The sequence below is a fragment of the Synechocystis sp. PCC 7509 genome, assembly GCF_000332075.2.
GTDB lineage: Bacteria > Cyanobacteriota > Cyanobacteriia > Cyanobacteriales > Chroococcidiopsidaceae > Aliterella.
Genome location: NZ_ALVU02000001.1, coordinates 2,988,377 through 3,013,695, shown reverse-complemented (window position 1 = coordinate 3,013,695; position 25,319 = coordinate 2,988,377). Strand labels below are relative to the sequence as shown.

Below are 25,319 nucleotides of genomic sequence, written 5' to 3'. Positions count from 1 at the left end.
CGATCGCACTATATAACCCTAAGTTACAACCGTAGCTGAGTTACAGCTATTTTTCCAGCAAAACAAACATCAACATCTGTCCCCGCAGTGCGATCGCGCTGGGCATATTCCCCCACATAATAATAATCGTTCCCTTCTACGCGGTAATTTACTGGTAATGGTTGGGTAGAGGGCTGACAAAATACTACTTCTGGGTCGGGATCTCCAGGTTCTAAGTGCGGTAGATTTACATTCCAATAACTGCCAACTTCTAGGGAGCGATTCATTAAATCTGCTAAAACATTTTTAGTCCATCGGGCGGTGGTATCCCAATCTACATTGCGTTTGCCTTTAAGATAGCGCGATACCGCAATCCCTGGAACTCCATGAAAAGCGGCTTCTCGCACCGCCGCCACCGTACCAGAGATATAAACATCCGCTCCCATATTTCCCCCAGCATTAATGCCCGAAAGAACAAACTTTACCTCGTTGCACAGGTGCGATAAAGCAATGCGCGTACAATCGGCGGGAGTCCCGGCGATCGCATATTCTGTTTCTGAGCGGCGATGAACGTTGATAGCTTTAGTTGTCGTTACTTGGTGTCCGCAGCCGGATAAATGGTCTGTAGGAGCGGCGACGATTACTTTTTTCCCTGCTACAGCTTTGAGTAGCGCCCGAATCCCTGGCGCATCTATCCCATCATCGTTGGTCAAAATTAAAGTCATATATTACTAGGATTTCAAACTTTTTGGATTAAACGCCGTCCTAGCAAACCTTGGGGGCGAACTACAAGCATAATAAATAATATCGCAAAGGCAACAGCCTCTTTATAAGCTGAGTAGTCGGCAGGGACAAAAGCCTCAATTAAGCCGATTAATAATCCCCCTAGTACCGCACCGGGAATACTCCCCAGTCCACCTAGAACAATTACAGCTAAACCTTTTAAGCCGAAGTTAATACCGAAAAAAGGGCCAGAAATACTCACGCTAGAAGCCACTAACGTTCCCGCTAATCCCGCTAAAAAGCTACTCGTGAAGAATGTTACCACAATAAAAAAGTCGCTGTTAATCCCTAGTAAACTAGCGGTAGTTGCGTCTTCGGCGATCGCCCGCATTGCTTTGCCGTGTTTTGTGTGATTAATAAAGTAGGTAAGCAAAAGTAAAACTACTACCGACACGCCAAAAATTACTACTTGAACACTACGAATTGGAATCGGGTTTATAGCGCTACCAAAGTTAATTGCTGGGGGTAAATTACCATAAGTATTGGCGGGAAAAGTGTAGCTTTCTGCCCCTACCAAATACTGAATCAAATTCACAATCACCACCGCTACACCCAAGCTAGAAACTACCGTTAATAAAGGTTCTGAACCTTTTTTTCTTAAAGGTCGAAAAGCTAAACGTTCTATAGCAACTCCCACAAGTCCAGCTAGGATACTACCAATAATTAATGCTAAAGCAAAAGGTAATTGTATCGGTAAAACTGCATTTGCCAGCAAGCCACTAAAGCCGAAAGCATTACCCATCAGAGCATAAGTAAAGTAAGCACCCAGGGTAAATATTGCGCCGTGAGCAAAATTAATAATTCCCAAAATAGAAAATATTAAAGTGTAACCTAAAGCAAAAATAGCATAGGCGCTACCTATCGACAAACCATTTAAAAATGATTGCAAAAATACGGTCGTGTCCATATTACATCTACTTTATAAAAGCAAATTTTCCACTATTTCCATCAGTATTCATATCGATTTGAGCGACATAAAACTCTTTTTGAATAATCTCACCTTCGGGAGAAAAAGCTATTTCTCCTAAAGGTGTTTGATATTTACCTGCTAACAACTCTGTGTTTAATTCAGTTCGCAATTGATTGATTGGTAAACTACTAAATTTCATTTTTTTGCTCATAGCATTTAAAGCATCTACATATACTTGAACCGCCGTAAAAGCTTGAGCGCTAAATTGAGGTGGTTCTTTCTTATACTGCTCCACGTAAGCACTGCGGAAGTTTTTATTAATTTCTCCCGGATGTTCGGGACTGTAAGCTTGAGCAATTAGTACACCGTCACAAAGAGCTTTGCAAACAGCAAGTAAATTAGAAGTATTTAAGCCATTACCACCAATAATTAAACCTTTATAACCAAGTTCTCTCAATTGCTTAACTAAGTTTCCGCCATCGGCTGCTAAACCAGAAATAATAACTAAGTCGGGTTTTAATTTAATAGTATTTGTAGCTTGAGTTTGAAAATCTGTATCTGTAGTTTGAAATTTTTGCACCGTGACTAAGTCTAACTTTCTCTCCTTAACCGTTTGCTGAAAAATCTCTGTTTCAGACTTGCTAAAAGCATCATTTTGTGCATATAGCACTGCAACTTTTTTAACTTGGGGATTGATTTTTAGTGCCGCCGCAACGGAGTTAGGAGCTACGATAGAAACTGGAGCAGAAACCCGCGCAATATATTCACCAATTTGGGGAATTCCTTTGGCAGTATTAGAAGGCCCTAAAACTGGAACTTTTGCTCTTTCTGCTATAGGATCGGCACTAAAGGCTTGTTGTGATAGAGTAGGCCCAACGATACCAACAACTTTATTTTTAGTAATTAAAGTTTGAAAAGCATTAATTGTTCCTGCTTCATCTCCTGCCGTATCTTGAAATATTATTTTAATAGGTGTCCCATCAATACCACCTTTATCATTAAAGTATTTTTCCGCAATTTTTGCACCAGCGACTTGTTCTTGACCGAGTAAGGCGACATTGCTAGTTTGGGCTACAGCAACTCCTATTACTATTGGAGTTGATGAGGAGGTCGTTGCAAGGGTTGTTGTAGCTGTCGTCGTTGTCTTTTGGGTTTGATTACAGCCAGAAATTAGTAGAACAAAAGTAATAAATAAACTGTACTTGCCAAGATTAATTTTCATAGTCAAACTAAATTAGTAGCGATATTTATACTCTTGATGAGTATTTAGAAGCAACTAAGAGTATAAATTAAATTGTTATAAATATTACTATTGTTTGCTACGCTTGACAAGAAGCTAATAATTATAAATTTTTAAAAGTATCGCCGCCGACAAAACTCACCTATGCAATACTTGTAAGTTTAATGATACAGTTGCTTTGATAATCCTAGCTATTTTATAAGCACGAATTTACCTGTATTTCCATCTGCATTCATCACAATTCGCGCTACATAGAAATCTTTTTGAATTACGTCGCCCTCTGGAGTAAAAGCAATTTCTCCTAAAGGAGTTTTATAATTACCACTTAGCAATTGCTTATTTAGTAGCATCCGTACTTGTTCTAAAGATAAAGAACTAATTTTCTTTTCCTTATCTATAGCATTTAAAGCATCTACATATACCTGAACCGCCGTAAAAGCTTGAGCGCTAAATTGGGGAGGTTCTTTTTTATATTGTTGTTGGTAAGTTTTACGAAATGATTGATTGATTTCTCCGGGATATTCAGGACTATAAGCTTGAGCTACTATTACGCCATCGCAAAGGGCTTTACAAACAGAAAATATATTAGAAGTATTGAAGCCATTACCACCGACAATTAAACCTTGATAACCCAGTTCTTTTAATTGCTTAACTAAGTTTCCCCCATCAGTTGCTAAAGCAGAAATAATTACTAAGTCTGGTTTTAAGTTAATAATATTTGTCCCTTGAGTTTGAAAATCTGTATCGGTAGTTTGAAATTTTTGCACAGTAACTAAATTTAACTGTCGCTTTTTGATTACTTGTTGAAATATCTCTGTTTCTGATTTACTGTAAGCATCATTTTGAGCATAAAGCACCGCAACTTTTTTGATTTGAGGATTAGTGCTAATTGCTGTTTCGATAGAATTAGGTGCTACTACAGAAATAGGTGCAGAAATTCGAGTAATATATTCACCAATTTGGGGAATTCCTTTAGCAGTATTAGATGCGCCAATAACTGGAACTTTTGCTCTTTCTGCAATGGGGTCAGCACTAAAAGCTTGTTGTGATAGAGTAGGCCCAACTATACCTACAACTTTATCTTTAGCAATTAAAGTTTGGAAAGCATTAATTGCTCCTGCTTCATCTCCCCCAGTGTCTTGAAATATTATTTTAATAGGAGTTCCGTTAATTCCCCCTTTGTTATTAAAATAATTTTCGGCAATTTTTATTCCAGCTATTTGTTCTTGACCAAATAAAGCAATATTGCTAGTTTGTGCCACTGCGACGCCAATAGGAATAGATTTTGTTGCTTGATTAAAGTCTTGTTTTTGACTACAGCCAGAAACAGCTAAAATCAAAATATAAAGCAAGCTACGAGCATGAAAGTTAATTTTCATATTGCAACTCAATTAAGATTTGAGCCATTAAATAAAAAGTATAATTATGCAAAATAAACAATAGTATTACAGGTAAAAATAAGCCCTGTAAATAACTTTTTTTAAAATCATCAAAATTGAACGGGAGAATTAATTATTGCTCGTTAGAATTATCTACGGGTGCGGATGACATTACAGGTTCTTGATATAGTGGCACTGTAAACATGACTGTAGAACCTAAGCCTTCACCCATGCTAAAGAAATAGACTTCGCCACCCATTGCTTCTACAAGTTTTTGCGATATAGTCAACCCTAAACCTGTACCACCATAAGGACGAGTGAGAGAACCGTCTACTTGACTAAAAGTTTGAAATAGCTTTTCTTGTTTATCTAAAGATACTCCAATCCCTGTATCTACAACGCGAATTTTAACTATCCCTGGAAGTGTTTGGTTTTGAAATATAACTTTTTTGCGCACAACATCAGCACTAATAGTAATTCCGCCTTCATCAGTAAACTTAAGGGCATTACTAACTAAATTCAGCATTACTTGTAATAGTCGCTTATAGTTGCCATAAACAACAATTTCATCCGCCGTGTCGGGTTTTTGCAGCAGAAAGCTTAGTTTTTTTTGCTCCGCTTGAGGTTTAGTAAAATTTTCTACATGACTAAACAACTCGTCTAGTTTGACTCGCCCAAGTTCTAGCTCCATTTTGCCAGCTTCAATTTTGGCAATATCTAAAATATCATTCAAAATGTGCAGTAAATGTATAGCTGAACTGTAAGCCTCTTTAATAAATTCTTCTTGTTCTTGGGGGTCGTCCGCCATTCCTTCTAGAATTAGCTTCAAAAAGCCTAACATCCCATTTAAGGGGGTGCGGATTTCGTGAGAAGTATTTGCTAAAAATTCGCTTTTGAGCCGAGAAGCTTCCTCTGCTTGTAGCCTTGCTTCTTCTAATTCTTTATATAAAGTAGCATGAGCGATCGCAGTTCCTACTTGTTCTGCTACTTCGCGCACTAATTCTATTTCATCTGCTGTCCATTGACGCGGAGGACTTGCCTTTTGATAGCTATTGTCTCTGTTTGGTAGTAATGGCAAACGAATACATTGCCTTAAACTAATTAACCCGTTCGGTTTGCCTTGGTAATAAGTAGCAACTACAAGTAAAGACTGCTGAAAAGAAGGATTATCAATTTGGTCTACGACTACAGGTTCTAAAGTTTTTAGCGCTTGACTAAATCCCGCATCATCAGCAATTAATATCTCATTACCTACCATTGAGCGGACAGCTATTTGTCTGCATTCTGCTACTACTTTGATTAGATGCGACTTTTCTGTATAAGCACAAACAATGCAGTGACTCACTCCCAAAGCTTCGCCCAAACTATCAACAGTTTGCTGCCAAATTGTATTTAAGTCTAAAGTTCTGCGAATATTTCGGGCAATATGAATCAGTAGTTTTTTTGATTCCACCGCAGCGATGGTATTTGATTGGGTACTACTAATAGCATGAGAACTAATTGCTAAACTTGTCGATTGAGCTTCTAGCTGTCGCCCCATGACCAATACGACTGTTGAGGAGTTAGCGCTAGGAACTGGACTAATGACTAATTCAAAACTCCAGAGTTTTTGCTGATATTTGAACAAACATCGGCAATGTTCGGGGGTCATACTTGCTAATATTCGCTGTACCCGTTGCAAATATGCAGCTACGTCTACAGGAGCAAAAGTTTCGGTTAGCGTTTTCCCAATTACTTGTTCAGCGCTCAAGCCATAAGTATCAGCTTGCTGCCAATGAAATGACAAGTATTTTCCAGTTGCTTCCTGTGTAAAAGTCAAATCTGAACCTAGAACTTGTAGCCCACAGCTATCTTTAGCACTAGATTCTAAGTTGTTAAACACTGTAGGCGGTTCAGAGCTAGCATAGACACTCATTTATCGGGCTGTTTTGTAGACAAGCAGTTAATAATAATATTTAATCGAGCATTGCTTCGAGTTTGGCACAAAAATCATGAAACTGAAAAGTATTATCTTCGTAAATATATAAACAACGCCTAAAAATTCCTTCCCGTGAGTTTTAATCGTTCCATTCGCCGCGAGGTGGTACAGGCGTGCGTCCAATGGTGCGAGTTAATTCGTCATCTCGTTGGGTTTCACCGCGCAACCATTGACGAATTGCTACTTCTATAACTTTGCTTGGTTCTTTTGTTAAGTGTTGTAATTGATCTAGGAGAGTTGAATCGAGTTGAATAGAAATTTCTACTTTATCGTCAAAGGAATTTGAATCAATGTTAGTTTCATTCATGTAGGGTAGTTGGCTTTTTTGCTTGTAATTTAACTTTTCTATACTTAATTTAATTGCTTTAGCAGTCGTTGGTAATCATCGGAGAATTCACTACAACGATATTTCCAGTCTTTACCATAGCAATTTTAGATAATATTTATACATCAAAAGGCAGTTAAATATATAAAAGTTATATGAAAATCTCATATCTTAGCGATCGCAACCTAGTTTAATCGCACTATGTAGTAAGGGAAAGCTAGTATTGTCTCCTAAATGTTTGTCCATCGCTATTAGGGCAGAAAGGATTAAAATGCGTTAAGTATGTTCAATTCTTAACTTATTGCCGTTAAATTAAAAAATTATGACTGATGTTCCCGTATCGCAAATACGCAATTTCTCTATTATAGCACATATCGATCACGGAAAATCGACCCTTGCCGATCGCTTGCTACAAACTACTGGCACAGTAGAGCAAAGGCAAATGAAAGAGCAGTTTTTGGACAATATGGATTTAGAGCGCGAACGCGGCATTACAATTAAGCTGCAAGCGGCGCGGATGAATTATAAAGCCAAAGACGGGCTAACTTACGTTTTAAATTTAATTGATACTCCCGGACACGTAGATTTTTCTTACGAAGTATCGAGGAGTTTGGCGGCTTGCGAAGGGGCGTTATTGGTAGTCGATGCGTCTCAAGGCGTGGAAGCGCAAACTTTAGCGAATGTTTATTTAGCTTTGGAGAATAACTTAGAAATCATCCCAGTTTTAAATAAAATTGATTTGCCCGGAGCAGAGCCAGAGCGGGTAGCGGGGGAGATTGAGGAAATTATTGGGCTTGATTGTAGTGGGGCAATTTTGGCATCGGCGAAAGAAGGGATAGGTATAGATGCAATATTAGAAACTATTGTTGCGCGCGTACCACCGCCTAAAGATACGGTTGATAAGCCGTTAAGAGCATTGATTTTTGATAGTTATTACGACAGTTACCGGGGAGTGATAGTTTACTTTCGGGTGATGGATGGTACGGTTAAAAAAGGCGATCGCATTCACTTAATGGCATCGGGTAAGGAATACGAAATTGACGAATTAGGCGTACTTTCACCCACCCAAAAACAAATAGACGAACTCCACGCCGGGGAAGTAGGGTATTTAGCCGCCTCGATTAGAGCGGTAGCAGACGCGCGAGTTGGTGATACCATTACTTTAGCGGGAAATCGAGCTAAAGAGGCATTGCCGGGCTACACAGAAGCAAATCCAATGGTTTTTTGTGGCTTGTTCCCCATTGATGCCGATCGCTTTGAAGATTTGCGGGAGTCTTTAGAAAAGCTGAAACTAAACGATGCGGCGTTACATTACGAGCCGGAAACCTCTAGTGCGATGGGGTTTGGCTTTCGTTGTGGGTTTTTGGGATTGCTGCACATGGAAATTGTGCAAGAGCGGCTAGAGCGGGAATATAACTTAGACTTGATTACAACCGCTCCCTCGGTGGTTTATCGGGTAACTACTAATAAGGGGGAAATTCTGCATATTGACAACCCTAGTACCTTACCAGAGCCAAACGAGCGGGAAAAAATTGAGGAGCCTTACGTCAAAGTAGACATGATTACCCCGGAAAACTTCGTTGGTACTTTAATGGAGTTGTGTCAAAATCGGCGAGGAATATTCAAAGATATGAAGTATCTTACCCAAGGGCGAACAACTTTAACTTATGAGTTGCCTTTAGCGGAAGTTGTGACGGATTTTTTCGATCAAATGAAGTCGCGGACGCGGGGTTATGCCAGTATGGAGTATCACCTAATTGGCTATCGGGAAAATCATCTAGTCCGCTTGGATCTATTAATTAACAATGATCCTGTAGATTCTTTAGCAATGATTGTCCACCGAGACAAAGCTTACAATATGGGACGGGCGATGGCAGAAAAGCTAAAAGAGTTGATTCCGCGCCATCAATTTAAAGTGCCAATTCAAGCCGCGATTGGCAGTAAAGTTATTGCCAGCGAACAAATACCCGCACTGCGAAAAGATGTATTAGCCAAGTGTTACGGTGGCGACATTAGCCGCAAGAAAAAGCTGTTGCAAAAGCAAGCCAAAGGGAAAAAGCGCATGAAGTCGGTGGGGACAGTAGATGTACCGCAAGAGGCATTTATGGCAGTGTTGCGTTTAGACAAAGAGTAGTTGCTGTTTTTTTAGCTAGGGTTTGAATCCTAGCTAAAATCTCTAAAGTCAGGAGCGATCGCAATCAGGATGATATTTTGCACAGATACTAGGCGATCGCAATTTTATAGTTAAAATTATTTTTACTTCTTTAGACTGATGCTTAATAGACTTACTTAGATTAAGCATTAAATAGTTTTTATAAACTGTGGTAATTGAGTTTTACACAGTATGGCGGCTTTTTAAGTAAAACAGTAGCGTGTGCTACAATTAATTCAAGCTAAGTTTAGATCAAAACTCAATTTGAGCCTGAGATTTCCGCCACAAAATCAACTTTACTTAGGCTTTGCGAAGACTTAATTAGATTATCTATTTTTTACTGAATTGAGATTTTTAATAGTTGCAAATAACTTACAAACCTCATACTTGATAAGGTTTATGCGAAAAATTCGTATATACATAAAGCTTTATTTTCGATAAGCTTGGCAACTTCAGAAATTCCATTGATTCGGAAATAACTTAAAGGAAATTAATTTCATGGCGTTTGTTAAAGAAACGGCTTTAGTTTACTGCGAAAATCAATTCGGCTTAGTAGACGGAAAAACTGCCGCAGGTTTGGTTAGACACTCAGAAACTTATACTATTGTGGGAATTATTGATAGTTCCTTGGCTGGTAAAGATGCTGGGGAAGAATTAGGAGATAAAAAGAATAATATTCCTATTTTTGCTAATTTAGCTCAAGCTTTAAATAAACTTGCAGAAGTTCCTAATTGTTACATTTATGGCAAAGCTCCCTTAGATGCTTGTATCTCTGCTGATGAAAAGCTGCTAATTTTAGAAGCTATGTCAAAAGGGATGGATATTGTTAACGGTCTGCATCAATTCTTCTCGGATGATCGAGAATTTGTAGCTATGGCTGTTAAGTGTGGTATCCAAATTAAAGATATTAGAAAGCCGCCACAATTAAAAGATTTACACGTTTTTACGGGTCAAATAGCTAAAGTAAATATTCCTGTAATTGCCGTGCTGGGTACGGATTGCGCTTGCGGAAAAAGGACTACCGCAGTGGAATTGAACAAAGCTTTAAATAGCTTGGGAATAAAATCGGTAATGGTGGCGACTGGGCAAACTAGCTTAATGCAGGGGTCAAAGTACGGCGCAGCAATGGACGCGCTGGTTTCCCAATTTGCGATCGGTGAAATCGAAAATGCTGTTGTTCGGGCTTTTGATGGCGAAAATCCCGATGTTATTTTAGTTGAGGGACAAAGCGCGGTTAGTCATCCGGCTTTTATGAGTTCTATAGCTATTTTAAAAGGAAGTATGCCCGATGGCGTTATTCTCCAACACCCTCCAGCGAGGAAAGTTCGGTGTGATTTTCCGCTTTTAAATATGCCTACTGTTGAAAGTGAAATTCAACTGATCGAAGCTATCTCCCAAGCTCAGGTAATTGCGATCGCACTAAGTCACGAAAACCTATCCGAGGAAGCTGTCAGAAAAGCGATCGCAGATTACGAAAACCGTTTGCAATTGCCTACTACCGATGTATTGAACTACGGATGCCAAAAACTCGTTCAAGCATTATGCGATCGCTTTCCTAAGCTGAATCAAAAAATTAAAAAAGATTTACAACCTATTCCTTTATTGGCAATGAGCTAAAAATCTACAAATGAAAGCATTAATGCCAAGAATAGAGATTAGTTTATCTCAAATAAGGCATAACGCGCAGGTACTATCGGAACTTTACGGACAACAGGGAATTTCCTTAATGGGAGTTTCCAAAGCCGTATTGGGAGATCCGGCGATCGCTCAGGCGATGATAGAAGGCGGAGTAAAGTTTATTGCCGACTCTCGCTTAGAAAACATCCAAAGAATGAAAAATGCCGGGGTATCGGCTCAATTTGTGCTTCTCCGCACTGCTTTAAGTCAGGCAGAATCGGTAATTGAGAATGTAGATATTAGTCTCAATACAGAACTTGCTACTATTACAGCACTTGATCGTTATGCAAGCTTACATAACAAAATCCATCAAATAGTTGTGATGGTAGAGCTAGGCGATTTGCGAGAAGGGGTACTTAAAGGCGATCTTTCTCAATTTATTAAAAAAACTCTTGCTTTGTCCCATATCAAAATTATCGGCATTGGCTGCAATTTGGCGTGTTTTGGGGGAATCAAGCCAGATAACAACAAAATGCGAGAGTTATCCCAATTAGCTGATGCGATTGAGAGAGAATTTTCAATTAATTTAGAAATAATTTCCGGTGGAAACTCAGCAAACTATGAATGGTATAAAGCTGCACAAAAAGTTGGTCGAATTAACAATCTACGTTTGGGCGAATTGATCCTTTTAGGTTGTGAAACCGTCAACCGCAAGCTCATTCCAGGTTTGCACGCCAACGCCTTTAAGTTGATTGCTGAAGTAATTGAATCTAAAGAAAAACCCTCTTTACCTTTTGGCGAAATCTGTCAAAATGCTTTTGGTAGTGTCCCCACCTTCCTAGATCGAGGTCTGCGCCGGAGAATTATTGTAGCTTTGGGCAGACAAGACGTTTTAGTATCTGGTTTAAAACCTAGTGACGACTTGGAAATACTAGGGTCTAGCAGCGATCATGTTGTTCTCGACAGCAATAACTACGATTTGCAAGTTGGCAGTGAAGTGAAGTTTAGCCTAGATTATGGTGGACTTCTAGCGGCAATGACTTCGCCTTTTATTAACAAGCAATTTGTCAATTATGCGTGAGGGGGCGATCGCAAAAACTCAATATATGGTGGGTTTTTCGCTACTAGAATAATAGAAGGAACAGAAATTGGCGATCGCCAAGAAAGAGAGCTTTGAAAGTATGAAAGACTTACAACAAAAATTGTCATTTCTTAAAGACAAAATCGCTGGCTTGAGTAACGGGGCTAAGAAAAGTTACACTGTCTTATTTGATTCGTGTTACGCAGCCGAAAATGTTGCTTTTATGCTTGGCGGTGAGTGGGACGAGTGTAATGGAGTTGTAATATCTGTAGTAGACGAAATAGCGATCGCAACGGCTGCCAAAATTGTTGACGCTAGATGGTGTTACGAAGGTAAGTCCAGCACTTTATTACCTAGATTGAGCGTTCAAGTTTTAAAACGACGTTATGCAATGGGAGAGAGGCATTTTATCAATGCTAATTTAAGGGGTGCAGACTTAAGTAATTTGAATTTAAGTCAAGTTAATTTAGGTTGGGCTTCTTTGCAGGGAGCTAATTTAAGTGGCGCAAATCTCCGCAACGCCGATTTAACGCAAGCAGATTTGAGCGATGCTAATTTGAGCGATACTGACCTTACAGGGGCAAATTTAAACCGAGCAATATTGAGTTAGATATAGCTAAATAGAGCAAAAATTTCTAACTGAACAGTAGCAGGTTTAAAAGCAGCTTATTAAATAAGTGCGATCGCAATTTGAATTCCCTGTTGGATTCTTTGCAAAGATTCCGGCGAAATCGTGCCATAAGCATCTTGTTCGAGATAAGACTTGCGAATTGCTGAGATGTTGTCGCACAAAGCCAAAGAGTCTGTTAGAAGTCCGCCTTCGCCAGCTTTGACCAAAATGCGGGTGGGAGTTTCCCCGTTTGTTAAATCGCTGGTAAAGGGAACAACCAAAATACTACTAGAAAGCTGATTTCTAACATTGATTGAAACGACAACGGCGGGGCGTTTTTTGGTATCTCCTAAAGCTTTTAGAGCGCGAATTAGATAGATTTCTCCTTGGCGGGGATAACTATTGTCTTTCACTTTTAGAGTCCTTCGGAGTCTAAAATTTCTTCCATTTGGGTTTGAGCAAATTCTCCCCAGTTTTCGTCAAATTGCCTATCTGTTGGTTTTTGAGCTTGGTAGAAGGTGCGTAACTGATTTTCTATCTGCTGTCTATGCCACAATCGTAAGCCTTCTTCTACCGCCGCCGAACGATTTTCTGTCATTTGGTCGATATCTTGAAGTAATTTAGCATCTACGGTAATGGAGATTCGTTGCTTGCTGACGGGTTGAGTCATGAGGTTAAAAGTAATACTACTTGTATGATAATTTATACGAGGGCGATCGCACTGAGCAGGCAATAGAGATTATTGGGGGTTTTTGGGAAACCTAGAGTTATAACCTTTAAAGTTGCAGCGTCAAAAGTGGAAAATGCGATCGCACTTACCCAAACCCCTGAAGAACAAGAATTAGAAAAGAAGTTAGCCGAATTAGCGGCGCTGGAAACCACACTAGCGGGACGTGAGTTAGATTTGGCAACAAATCAAGCCCAGTTACACGCTTTTGAGCGGGAATATTTGCGCGTTGTCGGCAGTCGATACACAGAAATCGATCGGCTAGAGGCTCAAATTGCTGAGTATATGGCTTATTTGGAATCAATCCAATGCTTGAGCATATTTTCTATTAAAAATCCAGCTTCTGACAGCGAGAGAGGATTTACAGGAGGAGAAGTGTTTTCTTTACCATGTCGTGAATCATCTCCAACAGCGCTTGGACTATTCGCAGTATGTTTAAAAAGATTGATTTCTGCTTTACTACTCCACCCTTTGTTTACTATTGTGTTGATCCCACCTATATCTGACTCAATTATTTCATAAATTTTGTAAAGATCGACCCAATTAATTTCACAATATCCGTAAATTCTAATAGCTTTTTCAACGGCATTATTTTGTGAATCAATTATTAATTGTTTTACTTTTTTATAAAATTCTTTCAAATTATTAATTTCTTCATCATTTTCAAGGAAATATACTCCATGAACCAACTCTAAGGATTTTGGTGATATATTCATAACACTGAAATAATCATCTTTTTTCCAGTGAAGAATGCCACCGTAATGAATAGTACCTCGCTTAAAAACTTTCATTATATGTATAACTTGCTTAACAAGATTTTCAATTTCTAATTGCCTTTTTTCTCCCTCCTGTCGTTGACAATCAGAAATTTCTGATACATTATTTGTTTTTACTTTTGGAAGCTGATACTTAGCTCTAACTGCGTACAAGCTGTCACTCCAGCGAGAACCATATTTTCTTATTAAATCTGTTGTCTGAAGAAGCTGTTCTTCTTTTTGGCTTAACTGGCTGATTTCAAGATTGTCAGCTAAGTTAATTACTTCTATATTATTAGCAAATAGTCCTTGTAAAGGGGCAATAGCTTCGCATAAGATAAAATCGCTATAAATCTCATTCTCAAACTGGATATAGGCTTTGTCAAACGCCTCATTATTAAACATACATTTTTTTGATAATTCACCAGATTTGACAAACTTCTCAAGCAACTCAGAAGCAGAAATATGATATCCTCCCATTACAGATGTGCCAACAAATCTATCTGTATGATTACTTAAATCTGAATCGTTTGAGATAATTTCAATACATTTATTATAATCAGGAAGCAATCTCAACTCGTTACTAGACAAAAAAGTATAAGGCTGGTTTTCTGATTTATCTGGAGAGTGAAAAAATTGTTCTTGAGGGCGGTTTCTGACTACCTGAATTACACTTAATACATATGCTTTTATTGCAAGATATAATGTCAAGTTCTTATGCTTCATAAGTATCTAAGATTACCAGCTAAAGATGTAAAATAATATCAAATTTTAAGCAAATCTTCAAAGCTGGAATGTATGAATGAGAATATTGTTTAGTTGTTGAATTTGATTAATTCCTAATTTTCCAATACGTCTAGTTACTAAGCTTTTCTCAAGAGTAACGATTCTAGAAACTCTAACTTTAGACGCAATTCTCAATCCTGTACCTGTAAATTCTGGGTCGGAAGGATTAATAGCAAATTCTTCTAGGCTTAAATTAGTCAGAGATTGAGAAGAAATAAAACATAATGTTATATCATTACCTACACTATCTATGTGTAGCACTACAGCAGGTCTTAGCTTAGTTTGGCTCAAATCTGTAAAAGGAAATGGAACTAAGACAATATCACCTTTACTAAGCGACATTAAACAGCTTTTCCGTCATTGAGCGTATATATGTCAGGTTCGTTATGGAGAAAGTCAAAGGAATTACTGTTTTGAGCTAATTGCATTAACTCTTGTGTTGATGGTTCTGAGTCGTTGAAAAATAGCTGTTTTTCTAGAGCAAGCCGTTCTTCGGGAGAAAGAGAGATAATGACTTGAACTAAAGAATTAACTAGCTTGATATTCATATATTTGTTGTGCTAATTACTGAAATATTCAAGGATTGTCTAAATTAACGGTAAAAGTCTCACTGGCAATGGTAACGCGATCGCCTGTAACTAATTTTCTTCCCCGCCGAGTTTCAATTTCACCATTAACTAAAACATTGCCATCAAGTATCATTAGCTTGGCTTGTCCGCCAGTGGGCGCTACGCCTACCCATTTTAAAAATTGGTCGAGTTTGATTATTTTGTCTATTTGAGTCATTGGGCGATCGCGTTTACGTTTAATCCATGATAGTGACAAGTATCTTTAGCACACTTTCTTAGGCAACTTTTTCTTTCGCTCCACCTTCAATTTTTAATACTAAATCTTTGCAACTAGGAGGCAGATCGTCAAAATCTTTGGCTTTAACTGCTGCTTTTCTAAAATTTTCAATTTCATCCAAGTCAAACTTTAATTGTTGTTCTACTTGCATCCAAATTTTGCCTAGCCTTTTATCAAGTTGAATATTCATTTAATCAACTCCTTTAACCGATTCACTTTGAACTCGTAGCGCGGTACGATTGAAAATAACCATATACTTAGGTTCGTCTGGATCTGCACCTATATCAATTACATCGTAGCCTCTAAAAGCAGCATAACGTCCCAAATCCGTTAAGTTAAATATATAAAATGCGATTCAACAGCCATATCTTTCTTTTGTAGTTGCCGTAGCTCTTGGATGCTAGTAACCTTTGCTTCTCTTTTCAAAGTCATACGCAACATTGAACCTTCTGCTCCTATACCGATGTAACCTTCCGCGTCAAATTTATTTTTACCATAAGCTACATAAATACCGTTACCAAATAATCCTGTACCTACAGACATATTGCCCGAACGAAACTGCTCGGCTAAATCTTCCCCAGTCTTGCGTTTCATCCTATAAGAATCTAGCCCTCTAAACAACTCCTGCTCTCCAGAGGCTACATATTCATCCATCTCTTGCTTGCTAATAACGTGTGGTAGTCCGTCAAATTTTTGAGCGCGAGCTATTTCTCGTAAAAACCAGTCGCCTTGAGATGTATCGTTAATATGTCGCCTAGCCCGATCGGAAATATTTTCAAGGAGCGCGGCTATATCCTCGCTACTCATTTGGCTTGGATTAAGCTTGGCTCTGACAATAGAATGTTTCAATCCTTAATGTCCTGACATATAAATAGCCCTAGACTTGTAATATTTTCATGGATTTAGAGTAACAAGCGAACTACATTGTTGTTAAAGTGCGATCGCATTTATTCTCAAGTGACATACCTTGATCGAGGCGATCGCACAGAAGAAAGCGATATAACTAAGAATACAGTCAAGAGGTCTGACCTTTTTGGAGCGCGGAAGCATGGTCTTCCCTTGACTGGATACATTTTTCCTTATTATTGGATCTAGGAAATATAAGCATTAGAGCGATCGCTGACTAGGAGTTAAAGGTGAAAAGTATAAGCATACAGGAATTTAGAGATAAGGCTGCTTACTATCTAGACAGTCGTGAAACGATCTCCGTCAAACGTCACGGTAAGACAGTAGGCTTTTACGTTCCAGTTAAAGAGTCAGATGAAACAGAAGTTCAAGCAGCATTGACTCGCCTTTCTCAATCAGTAAATGAAGCATTGACACAGAGCGGTTGGAATGAGGAAACATTAAGTCGAGCTTTAGACTTGTCTCAACCTGAATAATATGCGCTTAGTTGTCGATACAAATATTTTGGTTTCTGAGTTAACACGCAAACGAGGACGAGAATTAATTATTCATCCAACTTTAGAACTATACATAGCACAGATGGCTTGGGAAGAAACTTGTCATGAGTTGGGTAAACGAATTGAAAAGATGGTACGCAAGGAAGTATTTTCTCAGGTAGCCGGGCAAAATTTATTAAGTGATGCAATTACTCTTGCTGAGAGTAAATTAATTATAGTACCTCACGAAATTTACGCTTCATGGGAAACTATAGCTAGACTGCGTATTCCCCGCGATCCTAATGATTGGTTTACTGTTGCCTTGGCTTTAGTTTTACCCGCAGGCATTTGGACGAATGATGGGGATTTTTTGGGATGTGGTTTACCAACTTGGACTACAGAAACGCTTATATCCCATCTGTCACTATCTAATTAAATATTCAAATAGTTAAAAATATGGATAAACCCGCCGCTCCTTCTCGCCTCGATTACTACTACGCTCAAGTTAAAACTATTATTTTGGCTCGGCAAAATCCGATTACAGGCTTATTACCAGCTAGTACGGCGGTTACTGCTCACGGAGATTATACCGATGCTTGGGTGAGAGACAATGTTTATAGCATTTTGGCAGTGTGGGGACTGGCGATCGCCTATCGTAAAATAGATGAAGATATGGGGCGCACCTATGAGTTAGAACATAGTGTAATTAAGTTGATGCGCGGGTTATTGTTTGCCATGATGCGCCAAGCAAGCAAAGTTGAGCAATTTAAACACAGTCAAGCAGCAATTGATGCCTTACACGCCAAGTACAACACCCAGACGGGCGATATTGTTGTGGGAGATGGCGATTGGGGACACTTGCAACTAGACGCAACTTCAATTTTTATTTTGATGTTGGCGCAAATGACGGCTTCGGGGTTGCACATTGTTTATACCCTGGACGAAGTTAATTTTATTCAAAATTTGGTTTATTACATTGGCAGAGCTTATCGTACTCCTGATTACGGCATTTGGGAGCGAGGAAATAAGATTAATCATGGCAATTCGGAATTAAATGCGAGTTCTGTAGGGATGTCTAAAGCCGCCTTAGAAGCGATCGCCGGACTAGATTTATTTGGGGTACGGGGTAGCCAAGCCTCGGTAATTCACGTCTTACCCGATGAAATTGCCCGCGCTCGAATTACGTTAGAAAACCTATTACCGCGCGAATCTGGCTCAAAAGAAATTGATGCGGCGCTGCTGAGTATAATTAGTTTTCCGGCGTTTGCGGTGGAAGATGTTTCATTAGTAGAACGTACTAGAAATGACATTATTAATAAATTGCAAGGAAAGTATGGTTGCAAGCGCTTTTTACGCGATGGACATCAAACGGTTTTAGAAAATAGCGATCGCTTACATTATGAACCTTGGGAATTAAAACAGTTTGAGCATATAGAGTCTGAATGGCCCTTATTTTTTACCTATTTGCTATTAGATGGCATTTTTCGAGGAGATGGGGAGCAAGTTAACGATTATCAACAGCGTTTGCAACCATTGTTAGTTGAACAAGATGGTTTGCAATTGTTGCCAGAACTCTATTATGTGCCGAAAGAAAACGTTGAGGCGGAGAAAAAAGATCCCCATTCTCAAGAGCGTTTGCCTAACGAAAATATCCCTTTAGTTTGGGCGCAAGGCTTGTATTTACTCGGTCAAATGCTGAGAGAGAAACTGTTGTCAGTGGGGGATATTGACCCCTTGGGACAGCATTTAAGATTGGGACGCGATCGCCAAGCGTTGGTACAAATTGCCCTATTAGCGGAGGATGAAGACCTCCAGGCGCAGTTAGAAGTTTATGGGATTCAAACCCAGACACCACAGCAATTAGAGCCGATTCAGGTGCGACTAGCAGGGGATTTATCGGCAATTTTTACCCAAATTGGACGCAATGATAAATTAGGCTTAACTGGTCGTCCGGTGCGGCGGTTGCGGAGTTTGATTGCATCAAGGATCTTTAAAATTCGCGGCGAAACTATTGTATTTTTACCGTCTTTTCTAGACTTGCAACAGTTTTATTTAACCCTTGACTATCACTTTTTAGTAGAGGAGTTTAAAGGAGAACTCGCTTACATTCAGCAGCATTGGCGCGAATTGGGTCGTCCGACTCTAACTTGGGAATTGACCCATACTATGTTTGAAACGGGTAGCGAGGCAATGCTTGCACTCATGCAGGAACTTCAAGCGGGGCTTTGCAATGGTGTAAAAGTAAAGTTAGGACGTTTGAATCAATTGATGCTAACGGCGGCTACCCAGCGCATAGATTTTCTGCATGAAGAATTTAATTTTGCTCAACCCCTTACCGATGCTACACCAAGGCAATATTATTTAGCTTGCAATCCAGAAAAAAGTCAGCCTTTAGGTAATACTCAGGAGTTTCAGATTGAGCGAGAAACCAATCCTAAAGTATTGTTAGATAAATTGCGCGGTTCTCATAATCTTTACGAGCAGATTGAGTTATTGCAGAGATTGAAAAGCTTGCAGGGAGTAGAGTTTGATACGGGTTTTGGTGGTGCAGGTCAAAAAGTAGCGATCGCAGACTTGTTAGACGAAGTTTATACTCAAGCTGGAAAGGCGGGAATTTGGGCGGTAGTTAGGAAAGTAGCGGGTTTGCGGCAAATGGTAGATATTGGCTTGTCCGATCGCGTGACAAGGATGCTAGTAAGGGGAAAACAAATCTCTGTCGGGAAGTCTTATAGTATCGAGTCGCTAATTTTTCGCCCCTTATCTAATCAAGAGATTGCTGCAAAAATAGATCGTTTTTGTGGGGAAGATATCCGCGATCGCGTTTTAACTCAAGAAATCCTTATCTATTGCGGTTTACTCATTCAAACCGAACCCCAATTATTTAAGGGTTTACTAACGTTGAGGATAGGTTATTTAATTTTACTCATGACTAGCGAACTAGCGCGGGAGTTGGGAGTTACTCAAGATGAGGCTTACGAACATTTGATGCAACTATCCCCTTTTGAAGTTAAGTTGCGCCTGCGTCAAGTATTAGTTGGTTATGACGGGATGAATCAACTATTACGCCAGCAAGAATCTCTGCACGTCAAGCAACAAGAAAGCGATATAGATTGGGCAGTAATACCCGCCCAAGATAGTCAAATTTTGCCTGGGGGGGGTTGGCATCAACAGAGAGAATGGGACGGCTCAATGAACCGCGTACCAAAGGATTTTTATCAAGGGGTATGGCAATTATTGCAACACTGCAAGGGTGTAGTTATTGGCGACAAGTTAGAGCGACGCAATCGTTTAGATAGTGACTTAATTTTAGCGATGACACCGGGGGAGAAAAATTTTGCCCTGCAAGTTGAGCATCTGCTAAACAAAATTGAAGCGCCAGCGTACCGACAAGTAAATGTTGAAGCATTAATGGAACTAGCCGAAATTGTCCAACGTAACCCAAAATTGCAAATTGAAGAATATATTGTTTTAGATGTATTAGTCGGTCATGCGGTGCGTTTGGGATGGCTAGAAAAGAATGCCGAAAAGAGCGAAGTCTATGATGAGTATAAAGCTGCTGCATGGCAGGAGTTTTACAATACTTCTCCTAGAGTTTGTGCGGCTTTAGTTGTGAAAGCCGTCCGTTACCTCACTCAATTTGGAACGTAAGCTAGAGATAGAAGTAAGAGAAAAAACATGGAAATAGGCGTTCCCAAAGAGACAAAAGACCAAGAGTTTCGCGTAGGTTTAACCCCCAGTAGTGTTCGTGTCCTTAAAGAAAATGGTCACAACATAGCTGTAGAAACTCTTGCAGGTATGGAATCGGGCTTTACAGACGAGGAGTATCAGCAAGCTGGAGCGCAAATTGTTAATGCTGTAAATGCTTGGAATCGTCAGCTAGTAGTTAAAGTTAAAGAACCCGTCGCATCAGAGTATGAGTTTTTAGCTAAAGAGCAATTATTGTTTACTTATTTGCATTTAGCTGCAAACCGTCCGTTGACCGAGCAATTGATTGATTCGGGGATAACGGCGATCGCCTACGAAACTGTAGAACTTTCGGGCGCTAATAAATTACCCTTGCTTACCCCCATGAGCATCATTGCAGGACGTTTGGCGGTGCAATTTGGGGCGCGGTATCTCGAACGTCAACAAGGCGGTAGAGGCATTCTTTTAGGCGGTGTCCCAGGCGTTAAACCAGGAAAAGTAGTAATTTTAGGCGGCGGTATTGTCGGTACAGAAGGGGCGAGAATTGCCGTAGGAATGGGCGCTACAGTACAAATAATTGATGTAAATGTTGAGCGTTTAGCTTACCTTGAAACTATATTTGGCTCTAGAGTGGAGCTACTTTATAGCAATTCTGCTCAAATTGAAACGGCGGTAAAGGATGCCGATTTGCTAATTGGTGCAGTGTTAGTACCGGGACGTAAAGCACCGATTCTTGTCCCCCGCAGCTTAGTTAAACAAATGCGATCGCGTTCAGTTATTGTTGATGTGGCGGTAGATCAAGGCGGTTGCATTGAAACAATGCACCCAACATCGCATACACAGCCTACCTATGTAGAGGAAGGAGTAGTACATTATGGAGTTGCAAATATGCCCGGCGCAGTACCTTGGACGGCAACCCAAGCGCTAAATAATAGTACATTGCCCTATGTTTTGCAATTAGCCAATCTGGGAGAAAAAGCTTTAGAAATCAACTCAGCTTTGGCGCTAGGGGTAAATATAACCAAACATAGATTAGTACATCCGGCGGTGCGAGAAGTATTCCCAGACTTAGTTAATTGATGGGTTTTTAAATCAGTGTTGACGAAATGCTAAAACATTCAAAAGAGTAACAGAAGTATGACAATAGAACGATGGGATGATGACAAGCTAGATAAATTTGCTTCTATTGTGCAACAAGCAGTTATCTCTAGCGATGAACGAATGACCAGGATAGAAGAAGGTTTAGGACGGATTGAACAAACAGTAGAGTCAAACAATCGTTTTCTAGAATCTTTCAGTCAAGAATTGAGAAATTACACTAATTCTATGAATAATCTAGCCGCTCGAATTGACGGAACGACTGCAAATAACAATCAAGATAGGCTAGACGTTAATTCAAGACTAGCTAGGATTCAGAAGTAAGTAGGGGCGATTGCCCAAGGGGCAGCGCCAAGGGCGATCGCAAATCATTTAGGAATTGTTTTTTGACAAAAATCCGGTGTTTTTTCTCAAAGCATCCGGCGGTGCGAAAAGTATTCCCCAACTTAGTTAATTGATAGGTTTTATTGCTCCTCAACACCTGTTATGGGTTAGAGGATTATTTCACTTTTATAAATACATTAGAGTATGGCAGAGCAAAACATGACTTTTATCGTTACTTGCTTACTTCTGTTCGACTTTGCGAGGCTTAGTGTTGAAATTAACAAGTATTCCTTGGCTATTAGTAGGTTTACGATGTGCGATCGCACCTTTATTATTGTTAGATGCTTTAGATGGCAGTACCGGAAAGGCTTTCATCTTCGGCTATGTAGTAGCCTTTCTCTCAGATATTTTTGATGGCATAATTGCCCGTAAACTAAAAGTTAGCACTGTTAAACTACGCCAAGCAGATAGTTGGGCAGATATTAGTTTATATGTCTGCGTTGCTATCAGTCTTTGGTTAGTGTATCCAACAGTAATTATTGCTTTTCAAATTCCTTTATTAATTGCGATCGCCTTTCAACTTATTCTTTTTGCTGTTAGTCTAATTAAATTTGGTAAGTTTCCCAGCTTTCACACTTACACTGCCAAGCTTTGGGGGATTTCGTTATTTATTGCGGTGGTGGGATTGTTTGGCTTTGGCTGGAGTGGGGGATTGTGGGGTGCGATCGCTCTTTGTTTAATTAACAGTATTGAAGAAATTATTATGACCCTAATTTTGCCCCAATGGACGCACGACGTACTTAGTTTATTTCATGCTCTAAAGTTGCGCGAACAATGGGCAAAAGAGCTATAGTAGCCTACCTTCTTAAAAAAATATAGACATTTCCGTTAACTATGCTGTCAAATTGGGAATAATAAATTGGTAAAGTTCGCCCAACCCACCCTTGGCTATGACAGCCTCCGATCTCAATCAGCTTTTAGAACAAGATTTAGCCTCTTATAATCTTGTCGTGCAAGCTACCCAGCAAGATGAGTGTCTGAACGTTGTCCTAAATCGTCCAGCAAAGGAGCATATTGATTACAGTGCGATCGCTAATATTATTATCGATCGAATCAAAACCTTATCCCTTGGAGAAATTCATAGTTTAGTTTTGTCTAGTCGTGTTTTAGGAGAATATGATACAGACTGGCAAACTCAGTTTGAATTTGTTTCCCCGTCTCCCGTAGAACAAAATATTGATACCGAAACTGAAGATAGCGAAAATAAGAACGCATCTGTGACTAATGAACCCAATATTGAAGAAGTAAAACCTATCTCAACGCCCGAAGTAGAAAAATCTCCCTTTGCCAACTACTGTTTTATCAGCAATAAAGGCTTATTAACATTCCAAGTTCTGCCTCCCGACGAAACGGTGTGTAAACTTATTCAGTTTTTCCATAATGTACCTGATAGCTCAAAAGCCGATATTCTGCCTCTGTTAGAAATATTTTTTGCTAGTTCTGTTGTTTCATCAACCGAGCAATTTGAGGATGAAATACAGCAATGGTTTGAGCAACTTACACAATTAGACAACGCCCAAATTCGTAAAGCGTCTATTTGGTTTAGTCGTTATTGCTTCAATCCTGAAAAGACAATGACCGAAGTAATGGTAATTATTGAACCAGAACCCGTAAAAGTAGCACCTCCTCAAAATACAACAAGTGGAGAACACATAACAAACCTCTCCCCCACTAGAGTTACTCAAAAACATCCTAGTCAAACAAACACTTCTAAAAAACAGAAAATAGTATCAACAGCAAAATTTCATCCTTTAGCATTGCCGATCGCATGGCTAATTTTTACTTTCATTGTCATTAGTTTAACTATTAGTTCTTTCGATCCTGAACAAGCACTCAAAGCCGCTTGCAAAAATACTACAGGCAAACAAGAGTATTGTCGATTAGCAGTACAGATGGTGGGAGAGACAACTTTCAAGCAGGCAGCAAAAATTTTTACGTTTCCAATGAATTCGATTCTCCAAAAAGAAAGTATAGAATTATGTTTGAATAAAGCAAATTCTAACGCCGGTAGAAGTCGGCGACAAGGTACAAACATTGAAGTCCTGCCTTTGTCTACCTATGGGGAGGAAATTTTCCCTGGTATGTTTTTCGCCGATATCAGCCAAACTGACTTTAAGCCACCAGGACAACCTGTTAGAACCGGGTGCTTACTCGTAAATACTGGTAGAGACGCAGAAATCCTTGGTCAATCAATTATTCCTACAAATTGGCCAAAGCAACCTTTTGAAAATGAGAAACTTACACCAGACAAATTTCGCAGAACTACTACCGTTTATAGTGTTGCTCTAATACTAGGTGCTGGTACTTTGTTTAATGCTATAGGTTTGTACATAGTATCTCTATTTGGCATAGGAATACGAGTTACTGCTTTGGAAACAATTTATAAAGCCGCTTTTTTATTAGGAATTTTAGAAAGCATAACCTTAGTTATTCCGTTTATCTTAATGCTTATTTTGGGACTACCAATAAAAAGTTTGGCTTTAGGGGTGATTGGTATTTTTATAAAAGATTTTAAAGTCCAATGGTCAGAGGGTTACCTCATTGTGGCAGCAGGGACTCTCATAATTATAGGCGTGTCTTTTTTCTTCCAAATGGCAATGTTTTCTATAATAGTCTCTTTTATAAACTAAGGCGCGATCGCAATTATTTACTTCTTAGCGTTTAACAAGCGCGATCGCAATCAGCCCTATGCCCAAACTAAACTAGAAGAATAGAAAAGCAGGTGGCATTATGGCTAAACTAACTCTGCGCCGCACTGAAAATATTAGCGGTGACTTTTACGTTGATAGCAGTTGTATTGACTGCGATACTTGCCGTTGGATGACTCCATCCGTATTTAATCGCGCGGCGGGACAGTCGGTGGTGTACCATCAACCAACAAATCAAACAGAAAGATTAAGCAGCTTGCAAGCGCTTTTAGCTTGTCCTACAAGTTCCATTGGTACAGTAGAAAAGCCTGTAGATATAAAAAATGCGATCGCCTCTTTTCCTATTCCCGTTGCTGAAAACATCTACCATTGCGGCTATCATGCTGAAAACTCCTATGGTGCGGCGAGTTATCTAATTGTGCGCCCAGAAGGTAATGTTTTAGTAGATTCGCCTCGATTTGCACCGCCTTTAGTTAAGCGTTTAGAAGAAATGGGGGGGATTCGTTACTTATATTTGACCCATAGAGATGATGTTGCCGACCATCAAAAGTTTCACGAATACTTTAAATGCGATCGCATTCTCCACAGTGATGATATTACAACAGATACTAGCAATATTGAAACTCAACTCACTGGTTTAGAACCTTTTACAATAGATACCGATTTATTAATTATCCCCGTCCCTGGACACAGTAAAGGTCACACAGTTTTGCTGTACAAAAACTTTTTATTTACCGGAGATCATTTAGCTTGGTCAGAAAAGTTAGCTCAGTTAGTAGGTTTTCCCGATGTTTGCTGGTACTCTTGGTCAAAGCAAGTTGAATCAATGCGACAATTACTCAATTATTCTTTTGAATGGGTTTTGCCTGGTCACGGTCGGCGCTACCATACGGATACAGTAAAAATGCACCAGCAAATGCAGCAGTGTGTAACTTGGATGGAATCAGTACGTTAA

28 protein-coding genes are annotated in these 25,319 nt (G+C 39.5%); 12 read left to right on the top strand and 16 right to left on the bottom strand.

Annotated features, from left to right (window positions below; genetic code table 11):
• Positions 1-23 precede the first annotated feature (23 nt).
• The 6 genes from surE to SYN7509_RS0215025 form a co-directional block, all read right to left on the bottom strand.
• Positions 24-704 (bottom strand): 5'/3'-nucleotidase SurE, encoded by a 681-nt coding sequence (gene surE / locus SYN7509_RS0215050; RefSeq protein ID WP_009633013.1) that lies wholly within the window; start codon positions 702-704, stop codon positions 24-26.
• Positions 705-718: 14 nt separating this feature from the next.
• Complete coding sequence (locus SYN7509_RS0215045; RefSeq protein ID WP_009633012.1) at positions 719-1,669, bottom strand: branched-chain amino acid ABC transporter permease; 951 nt, start codon at positions 1,667-1,669, stop codon at positions 719-721.
• A gap of 7 nt (positions 1,670-1,676) precedes the next feature.
• Complete coding sequence (locus SYN7509_RS0215040; RefSeq protein WP_009633011.1) at positions 1,677-2,894, bottom strand: ABC transporter substrate-binding protein; 1,218 nt, start codon at positions 2,892-2,894, stop codon at positions 1,677-1,679.
• Positions 2,895-3,103: 209 nt separating this feature from the next.
• Entirely contained in the window at positions 3,104-4,291 is a 1,188-nt protein-coding gene (locus tag SYN7509_RS0215035) for an ABC transporter substrate-binding protein (protein WP_009633009.1), read from the bottom strand.
• Between the two features lie 133 nt (positions 4,292-4,424).
• Positions 4,425-6,206, bottom strand: a complete 1,782-nt coding sequence (locus SYN7509_RS0215030; protein WP_009633008.1) for an ATP-binding protein — start codon at positions 6,204-6,206, stop codon at positions 4,425-4,427.
• A gap of 142 nt (positions 6,207-6,348) precedes the next feature.
• The gene (locus SYN7509_RS0215025; protein WP_009633007.1) at positions 6,349-6,576 is read right to left on the bottom strand and encodes a hypothetical protein; all 228 of its coding nucleotides are present in this window, start codon (positions 6,574-6,576) and stop codon (positions 6,349-6,351) included.
• Between the two features lie 340 nt (positions 6,577-6,916).
• Here SYN7509_RS0215025 and lepA point away from each other — a divergent pair, with 340 nt between their 5' ends.
• The 4 genes from lepA (at position 6,917) to SYN7509_RS31555 (ending at position 12,054) form a co-directional block, all read left to right on the top strand.
• Positions 6,917-8,728, top strand: a complete 1,812-nt coding sequence (gene lepA / locus SYN7509_RS0215020) for a translation elongation factor 4 (RefSeq protein WP_009633006.1) — start codon at positions 6,917-6,919, stop codon at positions 8,726-8,728.
• 516 nt (positions 8,729-9,244) lie between these two features.
• Positions 9,245-10,363, top strand: coding sequence for a DUF1611 domain-containing protein (locus SYN7509_RS0215015; protein WP_009633005.1), 1,119 nt, complete (start codon positions 9,245-9,247; stop codon positions 10,361-10,363).
• 10 nt (positions 10,364-10,373) lie between these two features.
• On the top strand, positions 10,374-11,444 hold the full coding sequence (locus tag SYN7509_RS0215010; RefSeq protein ID WP_009633004.1) for an alanine/ornithine racemase family PLP-dependent enzyme: 1,071 nt from the start codon (positions 10,374-10,376) through the stop codon (positions 11,442-11,444).
• Between the two features lie 100 nt (positions 11,445-11,544).
• Positions 11,545-12,054 carry a pentapeptide repeat-containing protein gene (locus tag SYN7509_RS31555; RefSeq protein ID WP_071994161.1) on the top strand — a complete coding sequence of 170 codons (510 nt, stop codon included), beginning with the start codon at positions 11,545-11,547 and terminating at the stop codon, positions 12,052-12,054.
• A gap of 59 nt (positions 12,055-12,113) precedes the next feature.
• On the opposite strand, the gene SYN7509_RS0215000 is transcribed toward SYN7509_RS31555, so the two are convergent.
• The 10 genes from SYN7509_RS0215000 to SYN7509_RS0214960 form a co-directional block, all read right to left on the bottom strand.
• Positions 12,114-12,467 carry a type II toxin-antitoxin system PemK/MazF family toxin gene (locus SYN7509_RS0215000; protein ID WP_009633002.1) on the bottom strand — a complete coding sequence of 118 codons (354 nt, stop codon included), beginning with the start codon at positions 12,465-12,467 and terminating at the stop codon, positions 12,114-12,116.
• Between the two features lie 2 nt (positions 12,468-12,469).
• Positions 12,470-12,724, bottom strand: a complete 255-nt coding sequence (locus SYN7509_RS0214995; protein WP_009633001.1) for a ribbon-helix-helix domain-containing protein — start codon at positions 12,722-12,724, stop codon at positions 12,470-12,472.
• A 32-nt stretch (positions 12,725-12,756) separates the two neighbouring features.
• Complete coding sequence (locus tag SYN7509_RS29775; protein WP_148298002.1) at positions 12,757-12,936, bottom strand: hypothetical protein; 180 nt, start codon at positions 12,934-12,936, stop codon at positions 12,757-12,759.
• Positions 12,937-13,071: 135 nt separating this feature from the next.
• Positions 13,072-14,262 carry a hypothetical protein gene (locus tag SYN7509_RS27705; RefSeq protein WP_009633000.1) on the bottom strand — a complete coding sequence of 397 codons (1,191 nt, stop codon included), beginning with the start codon at positions 14,260-14,262 and terminating at the stop codon, positions 13,072-13,074.
• Between the two features lie 57 nt (positions 14,263-14,319).
• Complete coding sequence (locus SYN7509_RS0214985; RefSeq protein WP_009632999.1) at positions 14,320-14,664, bottom strand: type II toxin-antitoxin system PemK/MazF family toxin; 345 nt, start codon at positions 14,662-14,664, stop codon at positions 14,320-14,322.
• Positions 14,664-14,870 (bottom strand): hypothetical protein, encoded by a 207-nt coding sequence (locus SYN7509_RS0214980; protein WP_009632998.1) that lies wholly within the window; start codon positions 14,868-14,870, stop codon positions 14,664-14,666. The genes SYN7509_RS0214985 and SYN7509_RS0214980 overlap by 1 nt, the downstream gene beginning before the upstream one ends.
• 28 nt (positions 14,871-14,898) lie before the next feature.
• Positions 14,899-15,147: an RNA-binding S4 domain-containing protein gene (locus tag SYN7509_RS0214975; protein ID WP_227501505.1), complete on the bottom strand. Its 249-nt coding sequence runs from the start codon at positions 15,145-15,147 to the stop codon at positions 14,899-14,901.
• 19 nt (positions 15,148-15,166) lie between these two features.
• Positions 15,167-15,358 carry a hypothetical protein gene (locus SYN7509_RS0214970; RefSeq protein ID WP_009632996.1) on the bottom strand — a complete coding sequence of 64 codons (192 nt, stop codon included), beginning with the start codon at positions 15,356-15,358 and terminating at the stop codon, positions 15,167-15,169.
• Positions 15,359-15,493 carry a hypothetical protein gene (locus SYN7509_RS31355; protein WP_255327312.1) on the bottom strand — a complete coding sequence of 45 codons (135 nt, stop codon included), beginning with the start codon at positions 15,491-15,493 and terminating at the stop codon, positions 15,359-15,361.
• Between the two features lie 5 nt (positions 15,494-15,498).
• On the bottom strand, positions 15,499-16,017 hold the full coding sequence (locus SYN7509_RS0214960) for a hypothetical protein (RefSeq protein WP_009632995.1): 519 nt from the start codon (positions 16,015-16,017) through the stop codon (positions 15,499-15,501).
• A gap of 287 nt (positions 16,018-16,304) precedes the next feature.
• Here SYN7509_RS0214960 and SYN7509_RS0214955 point away from each other — a divergent pair, with 287 nt between their 5' ends.
• The 8 genes from SYN7509_RS0214955 to SYN7509_RS0214920 all read left to right on the top strand — a co-directional run bounded on the left by SYN7509_RS0214955 (position 16,305) and on the right by SYN7509_RS0214920 (position 25,319).
• Entirely contained in the window at positions 16,305-16,550 is a 246-nt protein-coding gene (locus SYN7509_RS0214955) for a hypothetical protein (protein ID WP_009632994.1), read from the top strand.
• A gap of 1 nt (position 16,551) precedes the next feature.
• Positions 16,552-16,986 carry a putative toxin-antitoxin system toxin component, PIN family gene (locus SYN7509_RS0214950; protein ID WP_009632993.1) on the top strand — a complete coding sequence of 145 codons (435 nt, stop codon included), beginning with the start codon at positions 16,552-16,554 and terminating at the stop codon, positions 16,984-16,986.
• Positions 16,987-17,006: 20 nt separating this feature from the next.
• Entirely contained in the window at positions 17,007-20,198 is a 3,192-nt protein-coding gene (locus SYN7509_RS0214945; protein WP_009632992.1) for a glycoside hydrolase family 15 protein, read from the top strand.
• Positions 20,199-20,225: 27 nt separating this feature from the next.
• The gene (ald, locus tag SYN7509_RS0214940; protein ID WP_009632991.1) at positions 20,226-21,314 is read left to right on the top strand and encodes an alanine dehydrogenase; all 1,089 of its coding nucleotides are present in this window, start codon (positions 20,226-20,228) and stop codon (positions 21,312-21,314) included.
• 57 nt (positions 21,315-21,371) lie between these two features.
• On the top strand, positions 21,372-21,656 hold the full coding sequence (locus tag SYN7509_RS0214935; RefSeq protein WP_009632990.1) for a hypothetical protein: 285 nt from the start codon (positions 21,372-21,374) through the stop codon (positions 21,654-21,656).
• Between the two features lie 268 nt (positions 21,657-21,924).
• Complete coding sequence (locus tag SYN7509_RS0214930; protein WP_009632989.1) at positions 21,925-22,509, top strand: CDP-alcohol phosphatidyltransferase family protein; 585 nt, start codon at positions 21,925-21,927, stop codon at positions 22,507-22,509.
• A 97-nt stretch (positions 22,510-22,606) separates the two neighbouring features.
• Positions 22,607-24,346 carry a phage holin family protein gene (locus tag SYN7509_RS0214925; RefSeq protein ID WP_009632988.1) on the top strand — a complete coding sequence of 580 codons (1,740 nt, stop codon included), beginning with the start codon at positions 22,607-22,609 and terminating at the stop codon, positions 24,344-24,346.
• A gap of 100 nt (positions 24,347-24,446) precedes the next feature.
• Positions 24,447-25,319, top strand: a complete 873-nt coding sequence (locus SYN7509_RS0214920) for an MBL fold metallo-hydrolase (protein ID WP_009632987.1) — start codon at positions 24,447-24,449, stop codon at positions 25,317-25,319.

What these genes read in the sequence shown, in the direction of transcription:
- SYN7509_RS0214970 (WP_009632996.1), bottom strand. Translation starts at nt 15,358, where the DNA reads ATGAATATTCAACTTGATAAAAGGCTAGGCAAAATTTGGATGCAAGTA.
- SYN7509_RS0214950 (WP_009632993.1), top strand. Translation starts at nt 16,552, where the DNA reads ATGCGCTTAGTTGTCGATACAAATATTTTGGTTTCTGAGTTAACACGC.
- SYN7509_RS0215010 (WP_009633004.1), top strand. Translation starts at nt 10,374, where the DNA reads ATGAAAGCATTAATGCCAAGAATAGAGATTAGTTTATCTCAAATAAGG.
- ald (WP_009632991.1), top strand. Translation starts at nt 20,226, where the DNA reads ATGGAAATAGGCGTTCCCAAAGAGACAAAAGACCAAGAGTTTCGCGTA.
- lepA (WP_009633006.1), top strand. Translation starts at nt 6,917, where the DNA reads ATGACTGATGTTCCCGTATCGCAAATACGCAATTTCTCTATTATAGCA.
- SYN7509_RS0215040 (WP_009633011.1), bottom strand. Translation starts at nt 2,894, where the DNA reads ATGAAAATTAATCTTGGCAAGTACAGTTTATTTATTACTTTTGTTCTA.
- SYN7509_RS0214935 (WP_009632990.1), top strand. Translation starts at nt 21,372, where the DNA reads ATGACAATAGAACGATGGGATGATGACAAGCTAGATAAATTTGCTTCT.
- SYN7509_RS0214985 (WP_009632999.1), bottom strand. Translation starts at nt 14,664, where the DNA reads ATGTCGCTTAGTAAAGGTGATATTGTCTTAGTTCCATTTCCTTTTACA.
- SYN7509_RS0215035 (WP_009633009.1), bottom strand. Translation starts at nt 4,291, where the DNA reads ATGAAAATTAACTTTCATGCTCGTAGCTTGCTTTATATTTTGATTTTA.
- surE (WP_009633013.1), bottom strand. Translation starts at nt 704, where the DNA reads ATGACTTTAATTTTGACCAACGATGATGGGATAGATGCGCCAGGGATT.
- SYN7509_RS0215045 (WP_009633012.1), bottom strand. Translation starts at nt 1,669, where the DNA reads ATGGACACGACCGTATTTTTGCAATCATTTTTAAATGGTTTGTCGATA.
- SYN7509_RS0214980 (WP_009632998.1), bottom strand. Translation starts at nt 14,870, where the DNA reads ATGAATATCAAGCTAGTTAATTCTTTAGTTCAAGTCATTATCTCTCTT.
- SYN7509_RS0215025 (WP_009633007.1), bottom strand. Translation starts at nt 6,576, where the DNA reads ATGAATGAAACTAACATTGATTCAAATTCCTTTGACGATAAAGTAGAA.
- SYN7509_RS0214920 (WP_009632987.1), top strand. Translation starts at nt 24,447, where the DNA reads ATGGCTAAACTAACTCTGCGCCGCACTGAAAATATTAGCGGTGACTTT.
- SYN7509_RS0214925 (WP_009632988.1), top strand. Translation starts at nt 22,607, where the DNA reads ATGACAGCCTCCGATCTCAATCAGCTTTTAGAACAAGATTTAGCCTCT.
- SYN7509_RS0215030 (WP_009633008.1), bottom strand. Translation starts at nt 6,206, where the DNA reads ATGAGTGTCTATGCTAGCTCTGAACCGCCTACAGTGTTTAACAACTTA.
- SYN7509_RS0214945 (WP_009632992.1), top strand. Translation starts at nt 17,007, where the DNA reads ATGGATAAACCCGCCGCTCCTTCTCGCCTCGATTACTACTACGCTCAA.
- SYN7509_RS0214995 (WP_009633001.1), bottom strand. Translation starts at nt 12,724, where the DNA reads ATGACTCAACCCGTCAGCAAGCAACGAATCTCCATTACCGTAGATGCT.
- SYN7509_RS0215015 (WP_009633005.1), top strand. Translation starts at nt 9,245, where the DNA reads ATGGCGTTTGTTAAAGAAACGGCTTTAGTTTACTGCGAAAATCAATTC.
- SYN7509_RS31555 (WP_071994161.1), top strand. Translation starts at nt 11,545, where the DNA reads ATGAAAGACTTACAACAAAAATTGTCATTTCTTAAAGACAAAATCGCT.
- SYN7509_RS27705 (WP_009633000.1), bottom strand. Translation starts at nt 14,262, where the DNA reads ATGAAGCATAAGAACTTGACATTATATCTTGCAATAAAAGCATATGTA.